This is a genomic window from Paenibacillus sp. J22P218 (assembly GCF_056269195.1).
Genome location: NZ_JBWDNL010000004.1, coordinates 1 through 13,165, shown reverse-complemented (window position 1 = coordinate 13,165; position 13,165 = coordinate 1). Strand labels below are relative to the sequence as shown.

Here is a 13,165-nt window from a genome sequence, read left to right as displayed (position 1 = left end):
ATATGATAGATACAATAGTACGATCGGATATAGAGCTGCTGGCCCCGGCCGGCGATTGGGAATGTATGCGCGCAGCTGTAGCGAACGGCGCGGATGCTATATTTTTTGGCGTAGAGAAGTTTAATGCGCGTGCAAGAGCGAACAATTTCCGCAGCGAAGAGCTTCCGGAAATTATGGCTTTCCTGCATACGTACGGCGTGAAAGGCTTTTTGACGTTCAACATTCTCGTCTTCGAGGACGAGCTGCGGGATGCTCAGAAGCTGATTGAGATGTGTATGGATGCTGGCGTTGATGCCGTGATCGTGCAAGATCTTGGACTCGTTAAGCTTATTCGAGAGCTGTCTCCGGATTTCCCGATTCACGGATCTACGCAAATGACGATTACGTCGCCGGAAGCGGTGGAGTTCACGAAACCGTTCAACATTGAACGAGTCGTGCTTGGCCGCGAGAACAACTTGAAGCAAATTCAGACGATTGGCGATCAGGCGAAGCTTCCGATGGAAGTGTTCGTACACGGCGCTTTATGTGTGTCTTACTCTGGACAATGTCTGACCTCCGAAATGTGGGGCGGACGATCCGCCAATCGCGGCGAATGCGCGCAAGCTTGCAGACTTCCTTATGATCTGATGGTCGACGGCGAGATTCAGCCGATGGGCGATATCGCGTATTTGTTGTCGCCGAAGGATTTGGCGGCGATCGATATTATTCCGGAGCTGATTCAAGCCGGCGTCACGTCGTTTAAGATTGAAGGACGATTGAAGAGTCCGGAATATGTCGCCAATGTCGTGAGCAAGTATCGGAAGGCGATCGACAAATATTTCGACGGCGATCTATCGAAGCCGTCGAAGGAAGAAGTGCGTGAGCTGCAGCAAAGCTTCTCGCGCGGATTCACGCATGGTTTCCTTGATGGAACGAACAACAAGCAGCTGGTTGAAGGCACGTTCCCTAAGAGCCGCGGAGTCTACCTCGGCCGGGTGGAGCGCATCATGCGCGATGCCGTAACGCTTCGCCTCGACGCGCCGGTGAAGCGCGGCGATGGCATCGTGTTCGATGCAGGCGATCCGACGAAGAAGGAAGAGGGCGGCCGCGTCTACGATATTCGCCGTCAAGGCGTCAAGATTGAGGGCGAAGCGCAGGAAGGCACGCTGATCGAGCTTGTTTCCGGACGCAACGACGTAGACCTGCGCAAGGTGCATGTTGGCGACCGCGTATGGAAGACGAGCGATCCTGCGCTCGACAAGCGTCTTCGCGCAACGTTCGAGACGGATAAGCCGTATCGTGTATTTCCGCTGCATGTAAGAGTAACGGGAACAGCGGGCGAGCCGCTTCGTACATGGTGGACCGATGTTCAGAAAGGAACGACCGTGGAGGTTGTTTCCGAGCTTATGCTTGAACAAGCAATGAAGCGTCCGATGGACGCCGCGCTGCTGGAAGACCAACTAGGTCGACTCGGCGGAACGGTATATCAGCTCGATATGCTTGAAGTTGCGCTTAACGGCGATTTGATCGTTCCCGTTCGCGAACTGAACCGGATGCGCCGCGAAGCGGTCGATCAGCTTGCAGGTGAGCGTCCGAAGCCGCCTGTATATGTGAAGCGCGAAGTGAAAGTGAACGACGATGCCTTTAACGGCAAGGATGCGCTTGCTCCGCGCAGCGGCAAGGAAGCTCAGTTGACTGCATTATGCCGCAGCCTCGAGCAGGTTGAAGCGGCGGTTAAGACGGATGTGTCCTACATCTACGCCGACTTCGAATTTATTAAGCAATTCCCGGCAGCCGTTGCCGCGGCCCGTGCCGCAGGCAAGCCGATTGCGCTTGCTACGCCGCGCATTCATATGCCAGGCGAGAACGGCTACCACGCGAACATCCTGCGATTGCAGCCTGATGCTGTACTCGTCCGCAACACAGGTGCGCTTTATTATTATTTGCGCGCTCGCGCGGCTAATCCAGACAAGCCGTTTCCGAAGCTCATCGGCGACTTCTCGCTTAACGTGGCGAATCACAAAGCAGTGAACCTGTTTGCGGAAGCGGGGCTTGATCTCATTACGCCTTCGTATGATCTCAATATCCAACAGATGGTTGATTTGCTGGATCATTCGGATACGTCGCTGCTGGAAGTCGTTATTCACCAGCATTTGCCGATGTTCCATACGGAGCATTGCGTTTATTGCACCTTCATGAGCGAAGGAACGAACTTTACGAACTGCGGACGTCCATGCGAGGAACAGCGCGCGTCGCTGCAGGATCGGATCGGCATGTCGCATCCCGTCCGCGTCGATGAGGGCTGCCGCAATACGGTTTACAACGCCGTCGAGCAGTCGGGAGCGGAGTATATCCGCAACTTCGTAGGACTTGGCGTATCGAACTTCCGCGTCGAGTTTCTAGAAGAGACGCCGGATAAGGTGTTGGAAGTGCTGTCGCTGTACCGCGACGCGCTGGATGGCAAGATTAGCGGCACGCAAGTATGGCGCAGCTTGAAGGCAACGAATCAGCTCGGCGTCACGCGCGGCCAACTGGTCAATAAATAAAGGCATAAGCTTACCGTCTTCTCCGCAAAGGGAAGACGGTGTTTTTTTTTATGGTCTATGATGCAACCGATTGATGGACTTCATGCATCTTTATAGGTAAGAGGGCAGGTGAAGAGATGAGCGCGGAGCGACAGGCGATCGAGCGGCTCCGAGGCGGAGATGAAACTGCGCTGCGGTGGCTGATGGAGCAATACGGCAACGACATCTTGCGGACTGCCGCGTTGCTGCTTAAGGATCGGCATTTGGCTGAGGATGTCAGCCAGGACGTTTTTTTGGCCGCCTTTCAGAAAATCGGTCAGTTTCGCGGCGAAGGAAGCCTTCGCGGCTGGCTGCTGCAAATTACAATAAATCGTTGCCGCGGCAAAATGCGCCTTGCATCATGGAGCAGACTTTTCGTGCGGTCATGGGGCGGCAGCGATTCGGAGATCGAGGATGTGCCTGAGTGGCCGGCCTCAAGCACAGGCATGATGATGGATACCGTGCCCGGTTCGGAAAAATGGGCAGAGAAGCTGTCGCTGCGAGCTGCGATTGCCAGCTTGCCGCTGCATTACCGCGAAGCCATCGTTTTGTACTATTATCAGGAATTATCCATTAAGCAGCTGTCGGAAGTGCTGAATGAGCCGGAGGGAACAGTGAAAAGCAAACTGCTTCGAGGCCGCAGGCTGTTAAGGATGAAACTGGAGGAGGGAGGCTGGTCCGATGAACGGGAAGCGGGAACAATCGAGGTTATGGCGAGACAAACTGGAAAGTGAACTAAAGGATTTTCAGTTTAATGAAAACATGATGCAAGCCGTTATGGAAAAGAAAGAGCCGATTTCATTTTGGAACCGCGAGCTGCGTATTCCTTGGCAAGCGGCAGCGCTTGTTGTGCTCCTGTTAGTCGGATTGCCGATCTTTGGCTGGATGAAGCTGACGGCAGAACCGGAAATGCACAAAGCGGCAGAGGAACAAATCGGTCAAGATCGCGAAGATCGGCTGATCGTCATGTCTGGCGGCGCGTATTATGAATCGGAGCTGCGTGAGGGCTGGGGAGGAGCGCAATGATTCGCATCAAAATAAAAACGCTTATGCTGATACTTGCTTCTATGATACTTGCGCTGGTTATCGCTTATAACGGGCTTCCGTCCTTGTTGTTTAATGCCGGCAAATACGAAGCAGTTTTAAAACTGTTTCCTAATGATGACAAAGCGGGTATGGCGCTATATTACGCTTCCGGCGAAGCACTGCAAATGAATGACTTTGGAGAAGACGAACGACTTTATATTTTTCCTTCCTTCACATCATCAAGCGGCCGCGGAACGATGAAGGAAGCGAGAGCGGATGCCGCCGCTCGTTTAGAGCAATTGCTGCATAAATATTCAACCTCGAAATATATAAACGGCGTTAAATTCAATTTGGCCAGGCTCTATATGTGGGACGGCCAATGGGATAAGGCTGAAACGTTATTCCGGCAACTATCGCAAGGGCCAAATGCTTTTTATGACGTAAACGAGCTGCAATCGTTTTTAAAGACGCTTGAATCGCGCCATTCGGATCCTGACAACCATCAGAAGCTGTCTATTAGCGGGACCGTAACGCTTGGTGACGAGCCGGCACCCGACGTGTACGTCATTTTGCATAGGAAAAGCGATAACGGTTGGAGTTCGTCGGTGAACGGCCAATACCCGGCCGCTATTACAGATGAACGGGGGCAATATCGCTTTTACGATATAGCGCCTGACGACTATGAGTTGGGCGTTGGCATGACACCCGAGCAGGTGGATGGCTATTATTTGACTCAGTCTGAGCAAAGTTATGCAACGATTGCGGACGACGCACAAGCTGCGCCACGGTACGATATCGCATTTGTTCCGCAACTTAAGGTTGTCTCGCCTGTTAATAAAGAACGTATTGACGGGGATAGATTAAGGTTTGAATGGGAGGCTTATCCTGGCGCTGATTATTATCAGATTTCGATAACAACAATAGCACGGGATAAACAAGGCAACGCCACGGGCTCGACCTCATCTCCGCTGCTCGATGATCGCCACCGGACAACGTTCGCCGAGTATAGGATGGAAGAGCTGCGAGGCAGTATTAACAGCTATGGCAAATCGATCGATGCGAATGGGTTTGTCCGGCTATGGCATTCAAGTATATTAGGCGTCGTTTACCCTGGGGGCGACTTTATTTGGTCGGTCGATGCTTATAAGGCTGACGGCCGAAAGCTGTCCAGCTCCAGCGGCTATTACACGATGCTTACCTATGCCGCACCTTTTTTCACCGTATCGGAGGAAGGAATGCTGGAGGGCGATAAGCTTGTCATGGAGGACCGATATGAGGAAGCGATCGAAGCCTATAAGCAAGACGAGGACAAAGATGCGGCTCTACGCGCGCTCGCGCGGCTAATTGGTTACGGCTTTGATGATAAAGAAGGAGATTTGGACGAAGCGCTCCGATATGTGGACAAAATCGTCGACCCGAGCGATAGCGATCGCCAGCTGCAGGCAGATTTTCGCGAAAGGCTGCAGCAGGAATAGGCAGGCGCCGCTTTGCCGAGAGTAATGTTTGACACGTTAATCGCCCTGACTTAGCATAGAAGCATACAGGTTTAAGGAACAGGGCGATTTTACAATAAAGCGAGGCGTAATTATTGATGAACGGTGCTTGGTATTCCGGTTGGAGGCATGTATTTAAGCTTGATCCAGAACGCGAGCTGTCGGACGAGGCGCTTGAAGCGATCTGTATGTCCGGAACGGATGCGATTATTGTTGGCGGATCGAGCGGTGTAACATTCGAAAATACGGTGGACCTCATGTCGCGCATTCGCCGCTTTGAAGTCGATTGCGCGCTTGAAGTATCGACGATGGAAGGCGCCGTTCCCGGCTTTGACGGTTACTTCGTGCCTATCGTATTAAACACGGATCGGGCGGAATGGATTAATGGCCGGCAGACCGAGGGATTGAAGGAGTATGGCACTTTCGTGCCTTGGGAGTCTACGGCGGCTCAAGGCTATATTATATTGAACGCGGAAGCAACGGCGGCGAAGCTGACCGGAGCGGATGCCGAGCTTGATGAGGATGGACTCATTGCTCATGTAAGGATGGCAGATCGACTTATGCGCCTGCCGGTCGTCTATCTCGAGTATAGCGGCACGTATGGCGATATGCGGCTAGTGAAAAGGGCGAAATCGGTTATCGAAGGCGCTCAATTGTTCTACGGAGGCGGCATCGACAATGAGGACAAAGCCCGCGAGGCGGCGCTTGCCGCTCATACGGTAGTCGTCGGAAATATCGTGTACAGCGATTTGGCAGCGGCCTTGTCTACGGTCGAAGCTGTCCGGGAAGTCGATCTGGCAACGAATGTTGAAAGGTAAATAGAACAGCTAACAGATGAGGTTGCTTGCTTGTCGATTACGACACTGGAGCAGCCTTTTTTTGCGGGTACAACCGATGGAACTATTTTGCTAAAATAGTTGAGGGTTCAAATTGACACGCGGCAGGTCGTTGTCTACACTGAGAATAGGCGAACAAATGCGAACAAAGGAGCAAAAGCATGTTGAATCATATCGGCATTGAGCAAGCGGTGCAGAAGCTTAATCCGCCGCAACGGGAAGCCGTTCAAGCGACGGATGGACCGCTGCTGATTATGGCCGGCGCGGGAAGCGGCAAGACGCGCGTCCTCACGCATCGTATAGCATACTTAATCGAGAAGAAGCGGGTAGCTCCGTGGAGCATCCTCGCTATTACGTTTACGAATAAAGCATCGCGCGAAATGCAGGATCGGGTGAGCGCGCTCGTTGGACCGACAGGACGGGATATTTGGGTATCGACGTTCCACTCCATGTGTGTCCGTATACTGCGCAGAGATATTCATCGAATCGGCTTTACGACCAATTTCTCGATCCTGGATTCCTCCGATCAACTGTCCGTTATACGCGGCTGCATGAAGGATATGAATTTAGATACGAAGAAGTTTGAACCAAAGGCCGTTCAAGCGGCGATCAGCGGCGCGAAGAATGAGCTTATTACACCGGAACGTTTCGGAGAAAAGGTTGGCGATTTCTTCGATGACATCGTAGCCAAAGTGTTCGATAAATACCAGAAGCGGCTTAGAAACAACAACTCGCTCGACTTTGACGATCTCATTATGATGACGATCCAGCTGTTCAAGGATGAGCCAGAGGTGCTTGATTTCTATCAGAACAAGTTCCGCTACATTCATGTCGACGAATATCAGGATACGAACAGAGCCCAGTACATGCTGTGCCGCATGCTGGCCGATAAGCATCATAATATTTGCGTCGTCGGCGACAGCGACCAGTCGATCTATCGCTGGAGGGGCGCGGACATAACGAATATTTTGAACTTCGAGGGCGATTATCCCGAAGCGCGCACGATCATGCTGGAGCAGAACTATCGCTCGACAGCGAACATTCTTGATGCGGCCAATGCGGTCATTAAGCTGAATACGGGCCGCAAGCCGAAGAAGCTATGGACGGATCAAGGGGCAGGGGATCTTATTTCGCTGTACCAGGCCGACTCCGAGCATGAAGAGGGTTATTACGTTACGGGCGAAATTCGCAAAAACGTGAACAAAGGGCGGAAGTTTTCTCATCATGCGATATTGTATCGTACGAATGCCCAGTCCCGGGTCATCGAGGAAATTTTGATCAAGTCGGATATCCCGTATCAGATCGTCGGTGGAGTGAAGTTCTACGATCGCAAAGAAATTAAGGATATACTCGCGTATTTGCGGTTGATTTCGAACCCGGACGACGATATTAGCTTGGTGCGCATTATTAATGTGCCGAAGCGGGGCATTGGCGATACGACGGTATCGAAGCTGGAAGAGGAAGCGGCGCGGCGCGGAACTTCCGTATTCCGAGTGCTTGCCGATCTCGGCGATGTCGAAGTGAACGGACGTACTCGCACGCTGCTGAACGAATTTTATGGCATTATTGATAACTTAACGCGTATGGTTGAGTATTTATCTGTGACTGAGCTCACGGAGAAAATATTGGAGCTATCGCAATACCGGATGGAGCTGCAGCGCGAGAATACGCTGGAGTCGAAAGCCCGCCTCGAGAATATCGACGAGTTTCTCTCGGTGACGATGGATTTCGAGAAGCGCAACGAGGATCGCACGCTTATCGCATTCTTGACGGATCTTGCGCTCATTGCCGATATCGATTCGATGGGCAAGGATGAGGAAGAAGCGGAGAAGGCGACCGATGTCGTTACGCTGATGACGATGCATAGCGCCAAAGGGCTGGAGTTCCCGATCGTCTTCATTATCGGCATGGAGGAATCGGTCTTCCCGCATAGCCGAGCGCTTGCCGACAATGAGGAGCTGGAAGAGGAACGCCGCCTTGCTTATGTCGGCATAACGCGCGCAGAGGAGCGGCTATACTTGACCTGTGCTCGTATGCGCACGTTGTTCGGGCGCACAGCTTCGAACATGCCCTCACGTTTCCTGCAGGAAATCCCGGACACCGTGAGGGAAAGCGCGTCCGCCGCGGGCAGCTTCGCCCGCGCGGCGATCCGCACTGCCCCAGGGCGCGCGCCAGCCTATGGCGCGCCCGGCGCAGGAGGCCGCTCCCCCGGCATGGCGGGGAGCGGGCCGGCCGCAGCAGGCGGCAGAGCTGGCGGCGTGCGCGTAAGCACGCCGCTCGATGCCGCCAAGGTGGCCAAAGGCGGAGCGGCGGCTGGCGGAAGCCCAGCCGCCTCAGGCAGCTTTGCCGCTGGCGACCGCGTCGCGCACGGCAAATGGGGCGAAGGCGTTATTGTGTCCGTGAAGGGTACGGGCAATGACATGGAGCTGCAGATCGCTTTCCCGGCGCCGACCGGAATTAAACGGCTTCTGGCAGGTTTCGCGCCGATAACAAAGGTGTAGACTAAAGTTTATAGATTCGAAAGTTGCCTATTAGGAGAGGAGACCGCCTGTATGAGCGCTCAATTAGAAAGAATGCAGGAGCTCATCGCGATCATTACGGAGCACAACTACAAGTATTACACCTTGGATGAACCGTCGATTGCCGATGCGGATTACGACAAATTGTATGATGAGCTCGTTGCGCTGGAAGCATCGACGGGTGTTGTACAGCCGGAATCGCCGACGCAGCGCGTTGGCGGTGAATTGCTCACCGGCTTCGAGCCGTATCGTCACCGCGCAAGATTGTGGAGTCTGGACAAGGCGCAAAATGTAGAGGACTTGCTCGCATGGAATGCCCGTGTCGTGAAGGCTATTGCCGATTATAATGCCAAAAATCCAGAATCGGAGCCTCTCCCCGATCCAAGCTATGTTGTCGAGTTGAAGTTCGACGGCTTAACGCTTAATTTGACTTATGAGGACGGACAGCTTACGCAGGCGTCGACGCGCGGCAACGGAACAGTCGGCGAAGGTATTCTGGCGCAGGTGCGAACGATTCGTTCTGTTCCGCTGACGATTCCTTTCACGAACGGCATCGTTGAGGTTCAGGGTGAAGGCATTATGCAGCTGTCCGTACTCGCTAAGTACAACGAAACGGCAGTTGAACCGCTTAAGAATGCCCGAAATGCGGCAGCAGGAGCCCTTCGCAATTTGAATCCAAAGGTGACGGCGGAGAGAAAGCTTAACGCCTTCTTCTATAATGTGGGCTACACGGACGGCGTGTCATTCGAGAATCATCGAGAGATGCAGCAGTTTCTGCGTGATAACAAATTCAAAGTGAACCCTTATGTGACTTATATGGGAACCATTGAAGAGGTGCAGGAGGAGCTTGGCCGCATTACGGAGCAGCGTGACAAGCTGGACTTCCTGATCGACGGGGCGGTCGTTAAGCTTGTTGACATGCGCACAAGAGAGGCGCTTGGCTACACAGACAAGTTCCCGCGCTGGGCAGTTGCCTTCAAGTTCGAGGCGGAAGAAACAACGACCGTGCTGGAGTCTGTCTCCTGGGAGGTAGGCCGCACGGGTAAAATAACACCGGTAGCACGCGTAGAAGCGGTTGAGCTGGCAGGTGTGACGGTTCAGAACTGTACGCTTAACAATATTGGCGACATTGAACGCAAGAACTTGAAGCATGCGCTGGGCGCACAGGTTATCATTCGACGCTCCAATGATGTCATTCCGGAAATACTAGGCAAAGCCGACGACGAACCGGGCTCGGAGATCGTCTTCCCGACGGTTTGCCCATCCTGCGGTACGGAGCTCGAGCAGCGCGGGGCGCATCTGTTCTGCAACAATAAGCTGGGCTGCCAGCCGCAGATTATCGGACGTATTACGCATTTTGCTTCGCGCGACGCGATGGACATCGAGACGTTCAGCGTGATGACGGCTGATCAACTCTACACCGATTGCGAAGTTCGCGATCCTGCGGACTTGTATGCATTGCAATATGACGATCTCATCAAGCTCGACCGCTTCGGCGAGAAGAAAGCCCGCAAGCTGCTGGATGCGTTCGAGAAGTCGAAGTCCCGGGAGCTGGCATCGTTCTTATTCGCGCTAGGCATTCCGAATACGGGCAAAGCAACGACGAAGATGCTCGCCGATCACTACGGCAGCCTCGATGCGATTATGGCGGCTACCGCGGAGGAGCTTGTTACCCTCCCGGACATCGGAGGGATCGTGGCGGAGAGCATTGTCGGCTTCTTCGCGGATCCGATCATCGCAGCGAGCATTGCGCGCATGCGCGAGCTAGGCGTGAAGGCGGAAGCCGAGCAGGCAGTTATCGTCCGCGAGGACAGTATCTTTAGCGGCAAGACCGTAGTACTGACGGGAACGCTGCCGACGATGTCGAGAGACGAAGCGGCTAAGTTGCTTGAAGCCTGCGGCGCTAAGATTTCAGGAAGCGTATCGAAAAAAACCGATTTTGTCGTAGCGGGCGACAGCGCCGGCAGCAAGCTGACTAAAGCGCGCGAGCTAGGTATTACTGTTATTGACGATGAAGCGGAGCTTCTTCGATTGTTGGGAGAAGAGTAAGCAAGAAGGGTGCATGGCTATGAAGCGTTAGCAGAGACTGGTAGTGAACCGGTCCTGCGGCTTCTAGGCCTTGCACCCTTTTTGTTTTTAGAATGAAGAATGTTCGTCTGTTTGAGGGGGGAAGAGCAGCTTGTGAGCTTGCTCGGGCGGGATGGGAGGCGAGAATAGATAACCTTGCATCCGATCGCAGCCGAAGGAAACGAGCTTCTCTAGCTGCTCGGTTTTCTCGACACCTTCTGCGAGAACATCGAGCTGCAGACTATGCGCCAATTCAATAATAGAATGAACGATCGAGCTGCCTTTAGTTTCGGACATCATATCGCGAATGAAAGACTTGTCGATCTTGAGCGTATCCAGCGGCAGCTTGCGCAAATAGTGCAGCGAGCTATATCCGGTACCGAAGTCGTCGATCGCGATACGAATGCCAAGCGATTTTAGTTGAAACAGCTTATTGATCACTTGGTCTGCTCCTTGCAGGCCGATGCTCTCGGTGATCTCCAGCTCTAGCAAAGCGGGATCGAGTTCTGTTTCCTTCAATATCGTTTCGATCATCGTAAATAAATGATCGTCCTGGAACTGTTTCATCGATATATTAACCGCCATTGTAACGGACTCAAGACCTTCCTTGATCCATCGTTTCAATTGGGCGCAGGCTTGTCGAAGCACCCATTCACCAAGAGCCGTAATAAGTCCCGTTTCTTCGGCGAGCGGAATGAATTCGAGCGGGGATACGAGACCGCGCTCAGGGTGCTGCCATCTTACGAGCGCCTCGAGGCCGCTGATTTTACCGTTTCGCGCATCCGTCTGCGGTTGGTAATGCAGCGTGAACTGTTGATCGTGAATGGCTTTTCTCATTTCATTTTCTAGAAAAGCTCTGCGAACCATGGCGGCATTCATCTCGCAATCGAACAACTGGAATCCGTTTTTCCCTCTCTCCTTCACGCGATACATCGCTATATCGGCAAATTGAATAAGCTCCTCGGCAGATGAGCCGTGCTCGGGATACAGGCTTATTCCGATGCTGATCGTCGTATGGATGTGATTGTTCTCATAGAATACCGGCGGCGCGACGGCTTCAATTAATTGCTGTGCGCTATGCTGCGCTTCTTCGCCCAAGGCGTCGTATAACAGTACGATGAACTCGTCTCCGCTCAGCCTCGCAATGACGCCGCGATTACCGATGCATTGCTTCATTCTAGCGGCGGTCTGCTCAAGCAGCACATCTCCGGCTAGATGGCCAAGCGTGTCATTGATCCATTTGAAACGGTCCAAGTCGACGAATAACAAGGCGAAAGGCTGAACCTCGCGAATGGAAGGGGAATTGCTTTTGACGATCGTATCCGTGAGAAGCTCGAAAAAATGATGGCGGTTCGGCAATCCGGTCAAAGAATCGAAATAGGCGATCCGACGTATCGTTTCCAGCGCTTGCTTCTGGGATGTAATATCTTGCGAGATGACATAGATTCCAACAAGCTGTCCGTCCACCATAATGGGAATGAACGTTGATTGGAGATAAAGAGTGCTTCCGTTCGAATGGGTAACCGTTGTCTCCTCGTGCAGAGGGTTGCCCTCTCGAACCTTTGCGTAGATGTTGCTTATATGTTGACTGCCTATAGCCCCGAGTAGTTGCCCTATCGTTTTGCCTTGCAAATCCTGCTGAGAGAAATCGGTTATCCGTTGCGCGGCTGGATTGGCACTGAGCAACCGTCCATGCAGATCGAACCAAAATACGATATCGGGATTATGGTCGTATAGTGATTTGAAGCGTTGTTCGCTTACTTCAAGCCGTTTCTCGGCCCATTTACTAATCGTAATATCATGAATGACAAGCATATATCCGTAAGTGCTTCCGCTCTCTGAAAGCAGAGGTTTGCCGATGATACGAACGATGCTGCCGGCTTTCCCTTCTTCAGGGACGAGCCACATTTCCTGACTCGTTTCTCGTTGCTCGTGCATAAGGCATGGGAGAGGAAGGTCCTTCTTTGATAATGGCGTTACACCGTTTACTTCGAAAAATAGCGGATTACGCTGGTCGGCATTATCCGTTGTCGCGGCGAATCCGTACTTTGCTGCTGCTATATTACAAAGAATGAGCTGGGCAGACGGATCGTAGATTACGACCCCTTCATTTATATGGTTAAATACAAGCTGAGAAACAGGATTGATAATAAGGTTATGCAATGAAGGACACTCCCCAACTGACAAGCTAATCATAGATGATGCAAGCATTATCCATCATGATATGTGTAATGAGAATCATTGTCAATTAGTGGTTGTGGATCATGAAGGATACATACCATATCGAATAGAAACGATTGTCAAAAAATACAAGTTGTAATTCGTTTGTGGATGTGTTAAATTATTTCTTGTCGCTTCGGAGGCATTGCGGAAAACGGATTGAAACACTTTTTGAAAAAGTAAAACAAGCTGTTGACACGATGGACGAAAGCTGATATCATGAATTCTTGTCACGACAAAATGTGACAGCAAGTTCTTTGAAAACTGAACAAATGGATCACGTCAAAATCCAAACAAAAATTTGAAGATTTTCTTCTTGGCTTCGGCCAAAAGAAAACTTCTAGCTAGTTAAGTAATGAGCAAGTCGAACTACCTTTATGGAGAGTTTGATCCTGGCTCAGGACGAACGCTGGCGGCGTGCCTAATACATGCAAGTCGAGCGGAGTTATTCCTTCGGGGAT

8 protein-coding genes and 1 rRNA gene are annotated in these 13,165 nt (G+C 52.2%); 8 read left to right on the top strand and 1 reads right to left on the bottom strand.

What is annotated here, in order from left to right:
- Positions 1-2 precede the first annotated feature (2 nt).
- The 7 genes from AC0YN0_RS18255 (at position 3) to ligA (ending at position 10,466) form a co-directional block, all read left to right on the top strand.
- The gene (locus AC0YN0_RS18255; protein WP_475822540.1) at positions 3-2,525 is read left to right on the top strand and encodes a U32 family peptidase; all 2,523 of its coding nucleotides are present in this window, start codon (positions 3-5) and stop codon (positions 2,523-2,525) included.
- A 116-nt stretch (positions 2,526-2,641) separates the two neighbouring features.
- Positions 2,642-3,277 (top strand): RNA polymerase sigma factor, encoded by a 636-nt coding sequence (locus tag AC0YN0_RS18250; protein ID WP_475822539.1) that lies wholly within the window; start codon positions 2,642-2,644, stop codon positions 3,275-3,277.
- Positions 3,225-3,569: a hypothetical protein gene (locus AC0YN0_RS18245; RefSeq protein WP_475823045.1), complete on the top strand. Its 345-nt coding sequence runs from the start codon at positions 3,225-3,227 to the stop codon at positions 3,567-3,569. The genes AC0YN0_RS18250 and AC0YN0_RS18245 overlap by 53 nt, the downstream gene beginning before the upstream one ends.
- Positions 3,566-5,044, top strand: a complete 1,479-nt coding sequence (locus AC0YN0_RS18240) for a hypothetical protein (RefSeq protein WP_475822538.1) — start codon at positions 3,566-3,568, stop codon at positions 5,042-5,044. Before AC0YN0_RS18245 ends, AC0YN0_RS18240 begins: the two co-directional genes overlap by 4 nt.
- Positions 5,045-5,160: 116 nt before the next feature.
- Positions 5,161-5,880, top strand: coding sequence for a heptaprenylglyceryl phosphate synthase (gene pcrB, locus AC0YN0_RS18235; protein ID WP_475822537.1), 720 nt, complete (start codon positions 5,161-5,163; stop codon positions 5,878-5,880).
- 179 nt (positions 5,881-6,059) lie between these two features.
- Complete coding sequence (gene pcrA, locus AC0YN0_RS18230; protein WP_475822536.1) at positions 6,060-8,399, top strand: DNA helicase PcrA; 2,340 nt, start codon at positions 6,060-6,062, stop codon at positions 8,397-8,399.
- A 51-nt stretch (positions 8,400-8,450) separates the two neighbouring features.
- Entirely contained in the window at positions 8,451-10,466 is a 2,016-nt protein-coding gene (ligA, locus tag AC0YN0_RS18225; protein WP_475822535.1) for an NAD-dependent DNA ligase LigA, read from the top strand.
- 87 nt (positions 10,467-10,553) lie between these two features.
- On the opposite strand, the gene AC0YN0_RS18220 is transcribed toward ligA, so the two are convergent.
- A complete protein-coding gene (locus AC0YN0_RS18220; protein ID WP_475822534.1) occupies positions 10,554-12,647 on the bottom strand; it encodes a sensor domain-containing protein in 2,094 nt (697 codons plus the stop codon).
- 431 nt (positions 12,648-13,078) lie between these two features.
- Here AC0YN0_RS18220 and AC0YN0_RS18215 point away from each other — a divergent pair.
- Positions 13,079-13,165: ribosomal RNA gene (locus tag AC0YN0_RS18215) — 16S ribosomal RNA — on the top strand; the annotation flags it as partial.